A 16,655-nucleotide genomic window follows, 5' to 3' on the forward strand; every position below is an offset into this window, starting at 1 on the left:
GATGCGGATACTTTTAAGTGGGGCCACCGGTGCTATGGGGAAAATGGTGGCGGCCCAAGCCAAAGCCGCTGAAGATGCGGAAATTGTTTTCGGCTGGACGGAAGCGACGGGTGAGACCGCCGCATTTCCCCTTTCCGCGAATATTGAGGATGCTCCGGCGGCGGATGTCTTGATCGATTTTTCCCTCCACACCACCCTGCCCACCCTGGTTGCTTATGCGCGCGCCCATCACTTGCCCATGGTCATCGCCACTACCGGCCACACACCGGAAGAACTGGCCTTGATGGACCAGGCGGCAGAAGAAGTACCTGTTTTTCACAGCGGGAATTTCAGTTTGGGCGTTCATGTGCTAAAATTATTAGCGCGCTCAGCAGCGGCAGCCCTGCCGGATTTTGACATTGAAATTATTGAAGCTCACCACCACCGCAAAGTTGATGCCCCCAGCGGAACCGCTAAAATGCTGGTTTCCGCCATTCAGGACGTGCGTCCGGACACCACCGTTATCGGCGGTCGGGATGGGCATGTCGGGGCCAGGCCGGCCGATGAAATTGGCGTCCACGCCGTTCGCGGCGGCAGCATCGTCGGCGAGCACACCGTGCTCCTGGCCGGACTGGACGAAATGATTGAAATCAAGCACACCGCCTTGTCGCGGGCCATTTTTGCCAAAGGCGCCTTGGCAGCCGCCCGCTTTGTCACATCGGCGGCGCCCGGCTTGTACGACATGGATGATCTTTTTTTAAACGACAAGTAAAAACCAACTACAGAGAGAAGGACTTTTATGAAAATTGCTATCGTTGGCTATGGAAACCTGGGCCGTGGTGTTGAAACGGCTCTTTTACAACAAAGCGATATGGAAGCCGTCGGCGTGTTTACCCGCCGCGATCCGGCGACGCTAGACAGTCGGATTCCGGCCTATGCCCTGGCAGACCTGCCCCATCATGAGATTGATGTGGCAATTTTGTGCGGCGGTTCGGCGACAGACCTCATCGAGCAATCTCCGGACATCGTTCGGCATTGCAATATTGTCGATAGCTTTGATACCCATGCAAGGATTCCGGAGCATTTCGCCGCCGTTGATGCCGCCGCACGGGAAACAGACCACGCGGCGCTTATTTCCACCGGATGGGATCCGGGGCTCTTCTCTCTGATGCGGGTCCTGGGTGCCGCCGTATTGCCGGACGGCACCGTGGATACCTTCTGGGGCAAGGGGGTCAGTCAAGGCCATTCAGATGCTGTTCGGCGGATACCCGGTGTGGTTAAAGCGGTTCAATACACCATCCCGAAAGAAAGCGCTGTCGCTCAGGTGGAGCGCGGCGAAGGTGCCGGCCTGACGCCCCGCGACAAACACCTACGCGAGTGCTACGTGGTCGCCGCTGCCGATGCAGACCGAGAGGCCATCCGCCAAGCCATCGTCAGCATGCCCAATTATTTCGATGAGTACGATACTCAGGTGAATTTTATCGATGAAGCCGAATTCAAGGCCAAGCATACGGCCATGCCCCACGGGGGACAGGTGATCCGCCATGGCTATACCTCGCCGGACACCCCCCAGGTGATGAATTTTTCCTTGACCCTGGCCTCTAATCCTGAATTTACCGCCTCAGTTAATGTGGCTTGTGCCCGGGGTCTATACCGGGCTTACCAAGAAGGAAAACGAGGCTGCATGACCATTTTTGACCTGCCCATCAGTTATTTGACAGGGCTTAGCGCAGAAGAATTGCGAAAAAACTGGCTGTGATTATTTAAATGGATAAAAAGTGCATGGCGGACAGTTAAATATATAACTTTTAAAAATCCCCTTGACGAGTCCCCGTCAAGGGGATTTTTTTAAAAAAACTAATTTAGTAATCGCGCGGAGGACATATTTAACAAAATAGTCCTCTATATACGTACTATAAATGGCAAATTTGCAAGACCCGGGATGGTTGCAAAAAGAGAAAGCATAAAAAACAGGTGAACTTGTCAGCAAAAAGAAACAAAAAAGAGTCAAATTATAAATAAGTATGTATGCATTCAATAGATAAAATCCATTTTTTAGTAATATAAAGAGTTTATTAGGGATATTTCAGGCCCATCCCTTGCAAAAGAATCTCAAGCATGCTATGATTGTATTGAAGACAGGGGATACAGATAAGAATACTAACTCTGTCCTCGGAGGGAAAACTCTTGACTGCCAAGAGCATAACCGCATTTATTGTTTTTTATAAGATATAAAAAGGAGGCTATACTATGCAAAAAGCATCATCTATCCGTAAAAACACCTTGAAAGTATTACTTCCGGTGCTCGCAATTCTAGGTATTGTCTTCGCCGCTCCTCTGGTAGCTTCTGAAGGCCCTGCTGACACCAATGCACAACCGGTTCAAACGGACGCAGTTGCATTAGGTATGTTCCACTAATATTCATAACAAAAGGCTCGGCGCTATGCCGGGCCTTTTTGTTATACTCAAACATAAAAATATAAAAACAGCGTTCGGCCCTGTAAAAACGGGTCCGAACGCTGTTTTGCTAAGATCAGCCGGCCATTAAACCGGTTACCATCCAAAATGGAATTTGAATGAGCATTAAAAAGCCCAGGCTTACGGCGGCCTTGATGCTCATGATTTTGATAAAATCTTTTAAGGGAATCAGCGCAAAAGAGAAGAAAATCAGGTACAAGGCGTATTCATAGGGCAGGAAGACCACATCGTAGGCGTTGCAAATGAAGAAGTAAACGCACAGCGGGTTGATGCCCAAGGCCAGCGCCAGTTCGGCCAAGGGCACGCTTAAGACGCTGATGATGGCCAGGGGCGTTAACAAAAAGTTGGCCAATACAATGCAGACCCAAATGAGGGCGAAGGTAATAAAAATAGAATGGCCGGACAGGAGCGGTGTTACGTTTTGGGCAAACAGTTTCCCAATGCCCAACTCGCCGGCTGTGGCACCAATGCCAAGGCAGGCGGTGATGAAGAGGACAAAGGTAAAGTCCAACCGACTGATGTCCTCCTTCTTGCCGATGTTGATGCCCGGCAAAAAGAAAAGGCAGGGGAAGATGGCAAAGGCCCACATGATTGGCCAGCCCAAAAAGCTGCCGATGACCAAAACGGCAAACAAGCCCAGGCAAACGGCCAGCGCTTTTTTCTCAGGCAGGCGCCAAGGGCCCAGGGCCCGGTATTTTTCTTCAAACAGCTCCTTGCTGGCATTTAAGTCATCAGGCTTCGCATACCGGCCGACCAAGTAGACGGCCAGAAAAACATAGAGGACGGATGGCAAATTGTACCAAAGATAGTCAAACCAGGTGACGTTCAGCGGGCCGGTAACGCTTTCCCCCACGCCAACGGTTAAGGATAGGTTGACCGGGTTGTAGATAAATTGCTGTGGCAGCAAAGCTCCCATGGCCCCACCCAGCATAATACCGGCAGAAGCCCGGCTCTTGCCCAGGTCGAGCGCCTTGCAAATCCCAAAAGTCAGCGCCGCCATGGGGATGGCGATCTTCCCGGGGGCCAGAATGTTCCCGATGATCCCCGTGATCACCAAGCCCATCAAAAGGCCCGTGTAGCTTCCGCCGGTTAAGGTAATCGACCGGTAAGCCACCCGCTCCAAAAGCCCCGTGGACACAAGCACATTGGCCAGGATTAGGCCACCCAGCATCATCCAGGGAATGGGCTCTGACCAAACGCCAAAAATCACCGGCGCCGGCGCCAAGCCGAACAGCAGGTAGGCAATGGGCATTAGGATGGCAGGAACGCCTTGGGGAACCGTCCCCAGCGCCCAGCACAAGACCCCCATCACGGTAATGACGAGAAAGAGGCGGATAGACGGGGTGAAGGCCTCGCTCGTCGGTACCAGCAGTAGGCATAGCGGCAAGCCGAAACAGGTGATGGACCGCAGCAGGTACTGCCGGCGGTCTGTCGCTTCAATCGACATAAAAATCCCTCCTTAAAAATAAAAAAATTTATTATGGCAATCACACTCTATGGTAGGGGGCAAGCATTGATTTGTCAATTTGCCAGAGGGGCTATTTTCCGCTGTTGGTCAAGAAAATTGGTCTTTCTCAAACTGGGGAATAGCATTTGCCAGCCTGTCAAAAGTATTCTATAATAGAATCGCGATGCTTTTGTTTTAGGAAGGTGAATTAGATTGAAGATCGAGCAATTGGAGTTTTTAATTGAGGTCTGCCGGGCCGGCTCTATCAATGCGGCCAGCAAAAAAATATTTATTTCTCAGCAAAGCCTGAACCAGTCTTTGCGCAACTTAGAAGAAGAACTCGGCTTTACAGTTCTAAATCGGACCAAAAGAGGGGTCACCCTCACCAAACAAGGTTTAATGGTGTACAATGCCGCTCAAGCGATTGTCGCGCGTTATGACCAAATGCTGGATCAAATCAATGCCTCGGAATTAAACCATCTGGATACCTTATACGGTAAACTGAACATCCACCTGTCGCCCATGGTGTCGATTTCTTTAATGCCCTTGGTTTATGTGGACTACATGCACACCCACCCCAAGGTCCAAGTCTACTTGCAGGAGCGCTACCAGGATGACATTGTGGCTGAAGTGGCCCAAAATCCGGGCGATGTGGGCTTCGTCTTAATCGCCAATTCCCTGAAATACTTTGTAGATAATGTTCCACAAAATGTAGAATTGCAATTGTTAAAGTCCTACCCCATTTACATTGCCATGAGCCCGCGTCACCCCCTGGCCCACCAGCACAATCTCAGCTTGGCCTCCATTGCTGACTATCCCTTTATTATTTACGAAACCGGTGGCCCTGAGGGAGAGCACGCCTTGCAAAATGTCGTTGACTTGCACATCTTGCTGTCCACCAATAATTACAATATGTGCCGGGAACTATTAAATGAAGGGAATACGCTGATTTATTCATTCCCGCCCTACATTCGGCGCAGCGTCTTTGCCGACTGTGTCCACATTCCGCTTAATTTAAAAGACATTACCTTCCAATTGTACATGGTCTACAATAAGCGGGCCGGCGCAAATGAAAAACGGTTGATGGAAAGCTTCAGCGCAACCTTGCAAAATTATCTCTAGGAGGGTCTTATGCAGCTAGAAGAAGATGCCCTGAAAAACTTATGCACCCGTCTGGAAGGGTGGTGCGGTGACCGCATGGCCGCCATGGGCGCCAAGCGGGCCGTCATCGGCATATCCGGCGGTAAAGACTCGTCCGTTGTGGCGGCCTTGGCCGTCCGCGTTTGCGGCCGGGATAATGTTATCGGCGTCATGATGCCGCGCGGTGACCAGGCGGATATTGATGTGGCCCGGGCGCTCTGTAAGGACTTGGGGATTGTCAGCCATGAGGTCAACATCGGCCCGGCGGCAGATGCTTTGACCGCAGCCGTTACAACCGTTGTTGGCCCCTTAAGCCGGCAAAGCCAACTCAACCTCCCCCCCAGGGTCCGGATGACCGTCTTGTACGCCATCGCCCAAAGCCTGGATGGCGCCGTCTGGAACACCTCCAACTTATCCGAGGACTGGGTCGGCTACGCCACCATATACGGCGATACCACCGGCGCTTTTTCGCCTTTGGCAACCCTGACCACAGATGAAGTCATCCAGCTGGGACGCCACTTGGGCTTGAGCGATCGTTTTGTAGAGAAACCGCCGGCTGACGGCCTGACCGGCAAGACCGATGAAGACATTCTCGGCTTCAGCTACGCCGTGCTGAACCGCTACATCCGCACCGGCCGCTGCGATGACCCGGCCGTACAGGCGACAATAGACCGCTTGCACCGGACCAGCCGTTTTAAATTCAAACCGATTGATATGTTTGACAGCCGGCTGCCGATTGCAGCCGAAGATATGGCAGGCGTTTATCGCTTTGAAAAATAAGGCAAAAATGCTAGGAAGGCTGATATGTTCCCCTTAGAAAAGCTGACCAAGACTTTGTAGATAGGAACTTAGACAAGCTCCTATCCTTTATAGACCTAAATAAAGACCACTGGGCTTACTACCCCATCATGGAAGCCACCAATGGCCATGATTATATTCGGAGTAGCAACAAAGTAGACGGAAAATGGCAAGAGGTTACCAACAAATTCTTTGTCTATGACAAATAAAAAAGAAGCGATTCGCCTTGTGCGGATCGCTTCTTTTTTGCCGGAGTTCGTTCACTTACAATAATGAGATTTATTTCTCTAGTATTTTCCCATGCGTCGGACAAACATGGTAAACTATTTACTGTATACGCGCGCTCTGTAGAGAAAGGACGACCATGGTAGCTAGAATTAAATTATGGCTTATTAACGAAAAGAATTTATTAAAGATGTCGAAGTTCGTTCTTCTGACGATTTCCCTTCTTCTCTTGACGTGGATTTTCGACAACCAATTCCCCGAGCTGAAGGATCATGTGCCGAATCAATTGCTCTTGTCCGTGGACGTGTCCATGGATTTTCTGTCAAATATTTCCGGGGTCTTTTTGACCATCAGTATTTTTTCTTTTACGACCATCGTGACGGTGCTGAACAAATACAGCAGCAGCGTGTCGCCGCGCATGCTCCAAACTTTTATCGACCGTACGGATGTCTTGGGCCTCTTCGGCATTTTTATCAGCGGCTTTTTCTATTCGGTTATCAGCATTCTCTTGCTCCAAAATGTAAGGGCCGATGACCATGTGATGGCGGGGAGTTTTGCCATCGCCTATGCCATTGTGGCCATGATCGGCTTTGTCGTCTTCGCTAAACAAGTGCTTGAGAATATTAAAATATCAAATATTATCGAAGGGGTCTATACCGATTGCGAGGCCCTTATCGATGAGGAGGTGGCCCTTCGGGAAAAGGCGAAGCGTTACGAAGACGACAAGGACGCAAAGGAATTTCCCGTATTGGCTACGACGACGGGGTATCTTTTCAATATTCAGGCCGATGCAATTTTAAAGGCCCTGGACGGAATCAAGGCCGAGTTCACCATTAAAAAACGGATTGGGGAATACACCACAGAAGGGGAATCCTTGGGTGCATTGAAGCTTTTCGGGGGAAAAAATCTTAGCAAAGAAGAAATTGAAGAGCTGATTGATGCCCTCGGCGGGGCGATGGTGATTAATGTGTTTAAAAACATTCAGGATGACTACCATCACGGCCTGGTAAATCTCACGGAAATTGCCGCCATGGCTCTGAGCCCGGGAATCAACGATCCGAATACGGCGGTCATGTGTGTGAATAAAATTTCGTCTCTTTTGGGAAAACTTCTCTCTACGGCCAATCAATTTATCGTCTTGAAAGAGGACGGGGATACCAAGGTTCTTTACCAAAGCTACTCTGTGGAAGATGAACTGTACCTGGCCTTTAGCCAGATCATCACCTATTCCGGCGGCGATCCTTTGGTGACGCGTTCGATTTTGCAGGGCCTCTATTTGATTTACATGATGGCCGGGGCGAGTGCCAAGGCCGGCGTAAAGAATTACTTCGATTCTGCTTATGATTTGCTTATGGCCAATTTTAATCATGACGTGCATTTGGTGCGATTCGAAAAAATTCGAAAAAATATGGAAGAGCGGGTAAGTTTAAAAGAGGAACGCCACTTGGCTTAAGGCCGTGAGCTGACGAGTTCGGGTCCGACTGAAGCCGAATGAGCTGCGGCGATAAAGATTAGGGCGCGAAAGGATTTCGCTTTTTCGCCGATGATGGAAATCGGTTTTAAATAGGTAGACATCAAATGGAAGGAATTGCACAGCGAATTCGTCGAGAAGGCGAAGCAATGAAATTTACCAAAATGGTTAAGAACAAAGGGAAATACTTTTTAAATAAATTGGCCGGCGAAAATAAAAAAGCCTTTGGAGACGCACCTTTGGACTGCTGCTCCCTAAACAAAAAGGAAAATCACTGAAAAAATCTGAACTGCCTCCCCTTTCTTGGGCACTAAGAAAGGGGAGGCAGTTCACGTAAGGGCGCTCACAGGACTTGTCTTATAGGTTACATTCTTCGCTGACGGTGCCGAAGAAGGCGATGGCGCAACAGAGGACGGCTTCTTTTTTCTTACAATAGTAGCTGGACCGCTCCAGGTGGAGGTCGTCCATAATGGCCATATCGGTAGGGCGCGGGTAGGTACAGTAATAACGGTGCAAAATGGCGGCGTAGCATTGGCCTTCTCCGGGGTAACGGGCGGTGGCATCAATGGCCTGTTCGAGCATGGTTTTCAAAAAGGCGTTTTGACGGATTTGCCGGGCGGCGCGATCGGGGTTGCGATTGGCTTCGGTCCAATGGTCTAGGAGCAGGAGGGCATCGGCGGTTTGATCCGGGGAGAAAAGGCGGGCGCTGCGGGGCCGGGTTGGCGCATCGGTAAGCCAAGCCAGGCTGGCGTAGTCGTCTAAGAGGCGTTTCATTTGGGGGATGGCGGTAGAGAGGTTTAACCCAAGGCGCTGCGCTTGATGACGCAGCCGTTGGTAGTCGGCGCCGTTACGGGGCATGGCTTATCTTCCTTTCCGAGTGCGTTGGGAGTGGGGGATAGGTCCAGTATATCAGAACAAATGTTCCGGCACAAGTTGAGCCGGTTCTTTTTTGTAGCGGTTGTCCTTTGGCGGCTCGTGGGAGGAGGCAGGTTTGGCCTGGCGCTGGGGCCGGTGCAGGAATGGATAAATTTTCCTAAATTGACAGAAGATGGTGCATGAAGTATCATTTTAATATCAAAAAATTTCTGCCAATTTGAGAGGAGCGAGTGATTTTGCAAACGATGGAAAAACGGCAAACCGTGGCACAGCTGGCGGCTGCCATTCCTGATGGCGCCTGTATGACCTTTAGCGGCTTTACGATTTGGCGTCGTCCGATGGCGCTGGTCTATGAACTGGTGCGTCAGAAGAAACGGCACCTGCATTTAATTGAAGTGAACGGCGGCACCCATTCGGATATTTTAGCCGGTGCCGGCTGTGTGGATATTTGGGAATCTTGCTTCATTGGTCATGAATTATACGGCAAACTGGGCAATAACATGGCGCGCCGGATCCAGTCCGGGGAGACCATTTGTGAAGATTACAGCCATTACCAGATTCTTTTGCGTTTGGCTGCCGGAGCTGCGGGCATGCCCTTTATGGCAACGACGGCGGCAAAAGGAACGGATATTATGAACCCGGCCTATGATATGTTGGGCCGGGCCGGTCTGCGGGATGGGAAGAACCCTAAAATTCCCAAAAAGAAATTTGATTATGCGCAAGACCCCTTTTACGGCGATACAGAGTATATTTTGGTGCCGGCGGCGCAACCGGACATTTGCGTGGCGCATGTCCACCAGATCGGTGAGATGGGGACTGTTCGAGTGGAAGGGCAGCGCTACAGCGATGTAGAGGCCATGAAGGCGGCAGACCGGTTGTTTGTGATTGCAGAAGAAGTGGTGCCGGAGCGGTATTTGCGCGATGAGCCGGCAGCCAATATTATTCCCCATTATATGGTGGAACGGTATGCTGAAGTGCCCTATGGCGCCCATCCGACGGGCTGCTTCAACCGGTATGAAATCGATGGCGATTTTATCAGGGACTACTACACGCGCACCAAAACGCAGGAAGGCTTTGATGAATGGGCAGCGGAATGGATTTATGGGGTACCTGATTTTGAGGCTTACTTGGACAAAATCGGGTTCAGTCGCCTGCAAAATTTGACCGCCAACCGTGCGATTCATTATAGTACAACCATTAAGCGAGGTGCCAAGAAATGAGCAAGTGGGAGAGCTACAAAAATAATTTTGACCACGCCAAAGTGGGTGAATATGAAGTCATTGACCTCTTGGCCGTTGCCGGAGCCCGTGAGGTGCGCGATGGCGAAACGGTTTTTGCCGGTACCGGCTTACCGATGCTGTCTGTTACCCTGGCCCAGCGGACCAATGCGGCGCACGCTTCCATTATTTATGAAGCGGGCTCCATTGACGGCCGGCCGGAGAGTCTGCCGTCATCGGTTGGCGATGCGCGCTGCGAGCAGCAGGCCTCTGTGGTCAGCGGCCTGGCAGATGTTTTCGGTCAATTGGAACGCGGCCGCATTGATTTGGCCTTTTTAGGCGGGGCAGAGATTGACCGCTACGGCAATGTGAACACCACCGTGTCCGGTGATTACCTGAATCCGACCCGCCGCTTGGCCGGTAGCGGGGGAAACCCGGACATCAATGCCTTTGCCACGCGCACGATTTTCACTATGGTACAGGAAAAACGTCGGTTTAAGGAAAAGGTGGATTACATCACATCGCCGGGCTGGCGCCTGCCCGATTGGCGCAATGACGGCAAAATAACTCGCCGCCAGGACATCTTTGGTGACGCCTTCCGGGGCGGCCCCCAGGTGGTCATTACCAATATGGCTGTCTTCCGTTTTGATGATGAGAGCGGTGAAATGTATTTGGATACGGTTCATCCCGGCTATACAACAGAAGATATTCAACAATTGGTGGGGTGGGATTTGGATGTTTCCCGCGTCAGCGGCGAGACGGAACCGCCGACCTACCATGAACTATACTTGCTTTATCGTGAGATTGACCCGGAAGGCTTATTCCTCTAATTAGAAATCAATATCAGGAACAGGATAGGGGTATAAAATTAAAGGTTATATTAAGTCTGCGTAGAGTGGACAATCGCTGTCTTTCGATAAAACCTGCAATAGGATGGTTGATGCAAGAATTGATTGTAACAGATTTCACGTTAAAGTGAAAAGTTTATGGGTATATATTAGTGAGAAGTGGATTATTAAAGGGAGGCGAAATATTATGGAAGTGGATTTGAGAAATATCGGCAACCAGGAAGACTGCGAAAACATGAAGAAAGTCGCATCCAGAGCGGGTGTTCAGGTTGTTTGCAGTGATGAAGACGAGAAAGAATTGGCGCGTGAAGGCGCCCTGGATCTTTCCGGTGCCCAGGATTGTGAGAACATGAAAACCGTTGCATCCAAGGTTGGCATGCAAGTGGTTTGTGATGATGACAAGTAAATTAAAATCTTAAAGTTATAAAACGGGTCCTCTCAGAGGGGACTCGTTTTTTTATTCCTGCAATAAGTATTGCAAATGAAATGAAGACCGTATATGATTAATACAACGACAAACGGAAGACGCACCACGGAAACCACTCGCGTTTTCCTCATGCATCATTAAAGGATGTATGGCTGTCGATTGGCATTAGTGAACAATTGTGTTTCTTTATTCAAAAGGAGGATTTTTAATGGCAGAAAAACAAAAAATGACGCCGTCTGAAGCTATTGTAGAACAGCTTCGCGCAGAAGGCGTCGAGTATTGCGCCGGTATCGTAGGCTCCGCATTTATGGATATGTTGGACCTCTTCCCGGATGCAGGCATTCGCTTCATCGCTTGCCGTGATGAGCACACCGCAGGTCACATGATGGATGCTTACAACCGTATCAGTGGTAAAATCGGTGTTTGCACAGGTCAGAACGGCCCTGGGATTACCAACTTAATTACTTCTATTGCTACGGCTTATCAGGCACACAGCCCGGTATTGGTCATCGGTCCTTCCGCTGGTTCCGCTTCCGTTGGTTGGGACGGCTTCCAAGAAGTTGACCAAGTACCGATGTTCAAACCTATTACTAAAAAATCTTTTGCTATTCCTCATCCCAGCCGTGCAGCTGACTGCGTTCGTACCGCATTCCGCGTTATGTATGCTGATCGTGGCCCGGTTTACCTGGACGTTCCCCGTGACTATTTCTACGGCGAACTGGAAGACTTCATCCTTCCTCCTGAAGAATACCGCAGCACCTCCGGCCTGATTCCGGATGGCGAAACCATGAAACGTGCTGCTGAAGTCATTGCTAACGCTAAACGCCCTGTTATCATCAGCGGCCGTGGTGTTGTTGACTCTGACGCTTTAGACTATGTTGAAAAAATTGCTGAATACTTGAGCTGCCCGGTAGCAACCACCTACCTGCACAATGACGCTTATCGTTTCAGCGATCCTCACTGGGTTGGGCCGATCGGCTACATGGGCTCCAAAGCCGCTATGTACTCCGTTCGCGACGCTGACGTTATCCTGGCTATTGGTTGCCGCCTGTCCTATTTCGGTACACTTCCGCAATACGACATCAAATACTTCAAACAAGACGGTACCCAAGATATCGTCCAAATCGACGTTCAAGCTAAACAAATCGCTCGTACCCATCCGGTTAAAGTTGGTATCGTCGGCGACGCCCGCGTTACCGCTGAAGGCCTCTTGAAACTTCTCCAAGAAAAAGGCGACCGTAAACCTGACCAAGCTCGCTTAGACGAAATCAAAGCTCTGCGCGCTGATTGGGATAAAGAAATCAAAGACCTCGCTATGGAAGAACCTGCTGAAGGCACCATCCACCCGCGTCGTCTCCTCTATGAAATGATGTTGGCTAAACCGGAAGACTGCATTGTTACCACCGACATCGGTAACGTTTCTTCCACCGCTAACAGCTACCTGCGCTTCAACAACCCGCGTCTGCACGTGGCTTGCTTAACCAACGGTAACACCGGTTTTGCATTCCAGGCTGCTATGGGTGCTAAATTGGCTGCTCCGGATCAACCGGTTATGTCCTTGGCCGGTGACGGTGCATGGGGCATGAGCTTCTATGAAGTTATGACCGCTGTTCAAGAAAACCTGCCGGTTGTTGCTGTTGTCTTCCGTAACAACGCATGGTGCGCAGAAAAGAAAAACCAAGTGGACTTCTACAACGACCGTTATGTCGGTTGCGAAATTGAAGCTCCGAGCTGGGCTGAAGTGGCTAAAGTCATGGGCGCTGAAGGCATCTATGTTGATAAAGCCGATGAATTGGCTGGCGCATTCAAGAAAGCTTTCGACCTGACCATGAACGAAAAGAAAACCGTTGTGCTTGAAGTACGTGTCGACGGCACCAAATTGGCACCGCCGTTCCGTAAAGACGCACTGAAACTCCCGGTTCGTTTCTTGGATCGTTACAAACATCTCGACTACAGAGAATGGAAAAAAGACTGAGCCATCGCTCAATCTCATACGCAGATGTAGCATCATGATTGGCTGATGCCTTGCCGCCACATTCGCCATTGTGAGTGTGGCGGCTTTGCATTTGGGGGAGCCTGTTATGAAAAAAGAGGGAAAGAGGAGTCTCACTGAGGCTCGTATCAATTCTAAGCCGGCAACGATTGCACCATCTCCGCGGCTGTTTCGCTTATCGGACGGAACTCTCGTTTGGGATGTCTTTGGGACACCGCCCGGTGCTGAGGAGATTCCGGCGCGCAGCGCTGAAGACCAGGAGCGTTACCGCATTCATTACGCTTTTGTAGGCGGTAAACGCCACCATTGTGTGAAAATTGATGTTGAAGATACCACGCAAGGACCGCATGATATCCGTTGGATTTACGTGCGTTCTTATACAGGCGGTCAGATTCGCTTTATTAAAGAGGGTCAGGCGCCTGAAGTGCTGTTCGCCATGGCGGAAGATGACGCTTATATGTTCTGCCAAAACGATCCCTGTATCGAATGTGCATTTGCCTGTAAAGTAGGCTTTGAATTCTTTGCTTATTCAGCGTCGGAAGGACTCATTAAAGACGCTGCTAAGATTATTTACAGTCGTTGATTTTAGACGACCAGAGGTGTAAACACACGTATCATCTGGCGTGGCACCGACAGAGGGGGTAAGACCGTATTCCTGTCATAGTAAATGACGCGTCCAGAAAGAGTTGATTTATGAGTGAAAAGAAGACCATGCAACCGACAGAAGATGTAAAATTTGAAAAAGCACTATCGCCGCTTTCCATTTGGGGGTTAGCGCTCGGGGCGATGATTGGCTGGGGCTGTTTTGTTTTACCCGGTAATGAATTTTTACCGAAAGGCGGTCCGCTGGGGTCGACCATCGGTTTAATCATCGGTGCAATGATGATTATTATCATCAGTTTCAGTTACAGCTATCTGATTAGTAAGTTTCCGGTTGCCGGAGGCGAATTTGTGTATGCCTATGCCTCATTCGGGAAATTACCGGCCTTTATTTGCGGTTGGTTTATCGCCATTGCCTACTGGGCTTTGATTCCCATGAATGGTACGGCGGTCGGCTTAATCGGCAGGTATTTATTCCCGGGCATTTTGCAGCATAAAGTTCTTTATTCAGTTGCCGGTTGGGAAGTGTATGACGGTGAAATCATCGTCAGCATCTTGGCCATTCTGATTGTAGGCTTGATTAATATGCGCGGCGTTAAAGCTGCCGGATGGTTCCAAACGGCCGTAGCCTTGGGCCTGGTCGGGGCAATCTTATTGGTGACGGCAGGAGTTATGATCTCCCAGCCCTCCCTAGGTGACCTAAAACCCTATTATCCGACCGGTAGCAGCCCGATTAAAGGGATATTTGCCATTGCGGCCATGGCACCTTGGGCTTTTGTGGGCTTTGACTGCATTCCGCAAGCCTCGGAAGAATACGCTTTCTCCAATAAAAAGACGAAGAAACTACTGATTTCATCCATCGCCATTGCCTGCTTAATGTATGCCTTGATGAACCTTGTCACAGGTATCGTTTTACCCTGGGAAGAATTCCTGGCGGAAGGGCACTTCTGGCCCACGGGCTTTGCCGTTGAAATGGTAGTCGGTAAAGTTGGCCTGCTCTTTTTAGGTATCGCTATGTTCTGCGGTATTGTCAGCGGCCTGAATGCCTTTTACCTGGCCGGTAGCCGTCTGCTGTATTCCATGAGTTTGGCCGGTGCCTTACCGGATCCCTTTAAAAAGCTTGATTCGGTGTATAAAGTGCCCCGGATGGCCATTGTTTTCATGATGGTTTTAGCGATTATCGCACCCTTTTTTGGTCGGCAGGTGCTTTCCTGGCTGGTTGACATGACCTCGGTCGGGGCGGCCATGGGCTTTGCCTTTACCACCGCTTCTGCTGCTCGCTTTGCTTGGAGGCACGAAAACCGCTCGCAAATGGTCATTAGCTTGATTGGTTTGGCCTTTGCCGTATTTTTCCTGTCCTTGCTCTTGTTGCCCTTTACTCCGGGGACCCTTTCTCTGGAAGCTTGGATCTGCCTGATTATTTGGCTTGTCATTGGCGCCGTCTTCTATTTTATTAAAAGAGAAGATTATCGGCAGTCCAACCAATTGGAAGAATCCATAAGAGACCTAAGTGATGAATCGGAGCACGACCATTTGGTTTTCTAAAATACGTTCTGAAATAATTTGCCGGTTGTTAGGTTCCCTGGTGTTAGTGATACGGGTTAGATAAAGGGGGGTCAAGCCCCTATCCCCGTCATCCCGTAATGATACGTCTAGAAAGAGTTGATTTATGAACGATAAGAAGACCATTCAACCGACAGAAGAAGTAAAATTTGAAAAAGCGCTATCCCCCCTTTCCATTTGGGGGTTAGCGCTCGGGGCGATGATTGGCTGGGGCTGCTTTGTTTTACCCGGTAACGAATTTTTACCGAAAGGCGGTCCGTTGGGGTCGACCATCGGCTTAATCATCGGTGCAATGATGATTATTATCATCAGCTTCAGTTACAGTTACCTGATTAAAAAATTTCCGGTTGCCGGGGGCGAGTTTGTGTATGCCTATGCCGCATTCGGAAAATTACCGGCCTTTATCTGCGGTTGGTTTATCGCCATTGCCTACTGGGCTTTGATTCCCATGAATGGTACGGCGGTCGGTTTAATCGGCAGATACTTATTCCCGGGCATCTTGCAGCATAAAGTCCTTTATTCCGTTGCTGGCTGGGAAGTGTATGACGGTGAAATCATCGTCAGCATCTTGGCCATTGTCATCGTAGGCTTGATCAACATGCGTGGCGTTCAAGCTGCCGGCTGGATTCAAACGGCTGTGGTATTGGGCTTGATTGGTGCAATTTTCCTGGTAACTGCCGGCGTTATGATGTCACATCCGACGATTCAAGATTTGAAACCGTATTTTCCGACCGGTGAGAATCCGTTTAAAGGCATATTTGCCATTGCGGCCATGGCACCGTGGGCCTTTGTAGGGTTTGGGTGTATTCCACAGGCTTCTGAAGAGTATGCTTTTTCAAATGAGAAAACAAAAAAACTGCTGATTTCATCCATTGCCATTGCCTGTCTGATGTACGCTTTGATGAACCTCGTTACCGGCATTGTCCTGCCTTGGGAAGAGTTTTTGGCAGAAGGTCATTTTTGGCCGACAGGTTTTGTCGTTGAAATGGTAGTTGGTAAAATTGGTCTGTTCTTTTTGGGCATTGCCATGTTTTGTGGTATTGTCAGCGGCCTGAATGCTTTTTACTTGTCTGGCAGTCGCTTGCTGTACTCCATGAGTTTAGCCGGTGCTTTGCCGGCACCGTTTAAGAAGCTTGATTCCGTATACAAGGTTCCCCGTCTTACCGTTGCTTTCATGATGGTACTGGCGGTGATTGCTCCCTTTTTCGGACGTCAAGTGCTCTCTTGGCTGGTGGATATGACCTCTGTAGGGGCCTCTATGGGCTTTACTTTTGCCACGGCAGCTGCAGCAGTTTTTGCTTGGCGGCATAAGGATCGCTCACAATTTGTTGTCAGCGTGATAGGGTTGGTTTTTTCTGTACTTTTCGTATCACTCTTGCTATTGCCCTTTATGCCGGGAGCTCTTTCCATGGAAGCATGGGTTTGCCTCTTTATTTGGCTGGCCATGGGCGCCATCTTCTACTTCTCAAAGTATAAAGAGTATCATCAATCCACTCAGTTGGAAGAAGCCATTCAAAGTATCACTGAGGAAGATGATCAGTTTTAACATTTAAAAGATTCGGTTGAATTCAATTTTGTTGCTTGTTGCCTTAC

At 49.7% G+C, this 16,655-nt stretch carries 16 protein-coding genes; 14 read left to right on the plus strand and 2 right to left on the minus strand.

Annotated features, from left to right (window positions below; genetic code table 11):
* Position 1 precedes the first annotated feature (1 nt).
* From dapB to BLQ16_RS09640, 3 genes are all read left to right on the plus strand, one after another.
* A complete protein-coding gene (gene dapB, locus BLQ16_RS05485; protein ID WP_091791746.1) occupies positions 2–751 on the plus strand; it encodes a 4-hydroxy-tetrahydrodipicolinate reductase in 750 nt (249 codons plus the stop codon).
* 27 nt (positions 752–778) lie between these two features.
* On the plus strand, positions 779–1,738 hold the full coding sequence (locus BLQ16_RS05490) for a diaminopimelate dehydrogenase (protein ID WP_091791747.1): 960 nt from the start codon (positions 779–781) through the stop codon (positions 1,736–1,738).
* Positions 1,739–2,229: 491 nt separating this feature from the next.
* A complete protein-coding gene (locus BLQ16_RS09640; RefSeq protein WP_159427998.1) occupies positions 2,230–2,397 on the plus strand; it encodes a hypothetical protein in 168 nt (55 codons plus the stop codon).
* Positions 2,398–2,512: 115 nt separating this feature from the next.
* Here BLQ16_RS09640 and BLQ16_RS05495 read toward each other — a convergent pair whose 3' ends face one another.
* The gene (locus BLQ16_RS05495) at positions 2,513–3,904 is read right to left on the minus strand and encodes an SLC13 family permease (RefSeq protein ID WP_091791748.1); all 1,392 of its coding nucleotides are present in this window, start codon (positions 3,902–3,904) and stop codon (positions 2,513–2,515) included.
* A 213-nt stretch (positions 3,905–4,117) separates the two neighbouring features.
* On the opposite strand from BLQ16_RS05495, the gene BLQ16_RS05500 reads away from it, so the two are divergent.
* The 4 genes from BLQ16_RS05500 to BLQ16_RS09645 all read left to right on the plus strand — a co-directional run bounded on the left by BLQ16_RS05500 (position 4,118) and on the right by BLQ16_RS09645 (position 7,816).
* Positions 4,118–5,026: a LysR family transcriptional regulator gene (locus tag BLQ16_RS05500; protein WP_091791749.1), complete on the plus strand. Its 909-nt coding sequence runs from the start codon at positions 4,118–4,120 to the stop codon at positions 5,024–5,026.
* A gap of 9 nt (positions 5,027–5,035) precedes the next feature.
* Positions 5,036–5,824 carry an NAD(+) synthase gene (gene nadE / locus BLQ16_RS05505; RefSeq protein ID WP_091791750.1) on the plus strand — a complete coding sequence of 263 codons (789 nt, stop codon included), beginning with the start codon at positions 5,036–5,038 and terminating at the stop codon, positions 5,822–5,824.
* A 382-nt stretch (positions 5,825–6,206) separates the two neighbouring features.
* Positions 6,207–7,520 carry a DUF2254 family protein gene (locus tag BLQ16_RS05510; protein WP_091791751.1) on the plus strand — a complete coding sequence of 438 codons (1,314 nt, stop codon included), beginning with the start codon at positions 6,207–6,209 and terminating at the stop codon, positions 7,518–7,520.
* Between the two features lie 125 nt (positions 7,521–7,645).
* Entirely contained in the window at positions 7,646–7,816 is a 171-nt protein-coding gene (locus BLQ16_RS09645; protein WP_159427999.1) for an LDCC motif putative metal-binding protein, read from the plus strand.
* 79 nt (positions 7,817–7,895) lie between these two features.
* Here the strand turns inward: BLQ16_RS09645 and BLQ16_RS05515 are convergent, their stop codons facing one another.
* Entirely contained in the window at positions 7,896–8,396 is a 501-nt protein-coding gene (locus tag BLQ16_RS05515; RefSeq protein WP_091791752.1) for an ArpU family phage packaging/lysis transcriptional regulator, read from the minus strand.
* Between the two features lie 263 nt (positions 8,397–8,659).
* Between BLQ16_RS05515 and BLQ16_RS05520 the strand changes: the two genes are divergently transcribed.
* The 7 genes from BLQ16_RS05520 to BLQ16_RS05550 all read left to right on the plus strand — a co-directional run bounded on the left by BLQ16_RS05520 (position 8,660) and on the right by BLQ16_RS05550 (position 16,608).
* The gene (locus BLQ16_RS05520) at positions 8,660–9,634 is read left to right on the plus strand and encodes a CoA transferase subunit A (protein WP_091791789.1); all 975 of its coding nucleotides are present in this window, start codon (positions 8,660–8,662) and stop codon (positions 9,632–9,634) included.
* Positions 9,631–10,461 carry a CoA-transferase subunit beta gene (locus tag BLQ16_RS05525; protein ID WP_091791753.1) on the plus strand — a complete coding sequence of 277 codons (831 nt, stop codon included), beginning with the start codon at positions 9,631–9,633 and terminating at the stop codon, positions 10,459–10,461. The genes BLQ16_RS05520 and BLQ16_RS05525 overlap by 4 nt, the downstream gene beginning before the upstream one ends.
* Positions 10,462–10,666: 205 nt before the next feature.
* Positions 10,667–10,885 carry a hypothetical protein gene (locus BLQ16_RS05530; protein ID WP_091791754.1) on the plus strand — a complete coding sequence of 73 codons (219 nt, stop codon included), beginning with the start codon at positions 10,667–10,669 and terminating at the stop codon, positions 10,883–10,885.
* Positions 10,886–11,114: 229 nt separating this feature from the next.
* Positions 11,115–12,881, plus strand: coding sequence for a sulfoacetaldehyde acetyltransferase (gene xsc, locus BLQ16_RS05535; RefSeq protein ID WP_091791755.1), 1,767 nt, complete (start codon positions 11,115–11,117; stop codon positions 12,879–12,881).
* A 106-nt stretch (positions 12,882–12,987) separates the two neighbouring features.
* Complete coding sequence (locus tag BLQ16_RS05540; RefSeq protein WP_091791756.1) at positions 12,988–13,482, plus strand: hypothetical protein; 495 nt, start codon at positions 12,988–12,990, stop codon at positions 13,480–13,482.
* Positions 13,483–13,592: 110 nt separating this feature from the next.
* Positions 13,593–15,044, plus strand: coding sequence for an APC family permease (locus BLQ16_RS05545; RefSeq protein WP_091791757.1), 1,452 nt, complete (start codon positions 13,593–13,595; stop codon positions 15,042–15,044).
* 124 nt (positions 15,045–15,168) lie between these two features.
* Positions 15,169–16,608 (plus strand): APC family permease, encoded by a 1,440-nt coding sequence (locus tag BLQ16_RS05550; RefSeq protein WP_091791758.1) that lies wholly within the window; start codon positions 15,169–15,171, stop codon positions 16,606–16,608.
* Positions 16,609–16,655 lie beyond the last annotated feature (47 nt).

The organism is Peptococcus niger (assembly GCF_900101835.1).
In the GTDB taxonomy this organism is placed as follows: Bacteria; Bacillota; Peptococcia; order Peptococcales; family Peptococcaceae; genus Peptococcus; species Peptococcus niger.

Coding starts and splice junctions, on each gene's coding strand:
- dapB (WP_091791746.1), top strand. CDS start 2: ATGCGGATACTTTTAAGTGGGGCCACCGGTGCTATGGGGAAAATGGTG.
- BLQ16_RS09640 (WP_159427998.1), top strand. CDS start 2,230: ATGCAAAAAGCATCATCTATCCGTAAAAACACCTTGAAAGTATTACTT.
- BLQ16_RS05495 (WP_091791748.1), bottom strand. CDS start 3,904: ATGTCGATTGAAGCGACAGACCGCCGGCAGTACCTGCTGCGGTCCATC.
- BLQ16_RS05515 (WP_091791752.1), bottom strand. CDS start 8,396: ATGCCCCGTAACGGCGCCGACTACCAACGGCTGCGTCATCAAGCGCAG.
- BLQ16_RS05540 (WP_091791756.1), top strand. CDS start 12,988: ATGAAAAAAGAGGGAAAGAGGAGTCTCACTGAGGCTCGTATCAATTCT.
- BLQ16_RS05525 (WP_091791753.1), top strand. CDS start 9,631: ATGAGCAAGTGGGAGAGCTACAAAAATAATTTTGACCACGCCAAAGTG.
- BLQ16_RS09645 (WP_159427999.1), top strand. CDS start 7,646: ATGGAAGGAATTGCACAGCGAATTCGTCGAGAAGGCGAAGCAATGAAA.
- nadE (WP_091791750.1), top strand. CDS start 5,036: ATGCAGCTAGAAGAAGATGCCCTGAAAAACTTATGCACCCGTCTGGAA.
- BLQ16_RS05530 (WP_091791754.1), top strand. CDS start 10,667: ATGGAAGTGGATTTGAGAAATATCGGCAACCAGGAAGACTGCGAAAAC.
- BLQ16_RS05550 (WP_091791758.1), top strand. CDS start 15,169: ATGAACGATAAGAAGACCATTCAACCGACAGAAGAAGTAAAATTTGAA.
- BLQ16_RS05510 (WP_091791751.1), top strand. CDS start 6,207: ATGGTAGCTAGAATTAAATTATGGCTTATTAACGAAAAGAATTTATTA.
- xsc (WP_091791755.1), top strand. CDS start 11,115: ATGGCAGAAAAACAAAAAATGACGCCGTCTGAAGCTATTGTAGAACAG.
- BLQ16_RS05520 (WP_091791789.1), top strand. CDS start 8,660: ATGGAAAAACGGCAAACCGTGGCACAGCTGGCGGCTGCCATTCCTGAT.
- BLQ16_RS05545 (WP_091791757.1), top strand. CDS start 13,593: ATGAGTGAAAAGAAGACCATGCAACCGACAGAAGATGTAAAATTTGAA.
- BLQ16_RS05490 (WP_091791747.1), top strand. CDS start 779: ATGAAAATTGCTATCGTTGGCTATGGAAACCTGGGCCGTGGTGTTGAA.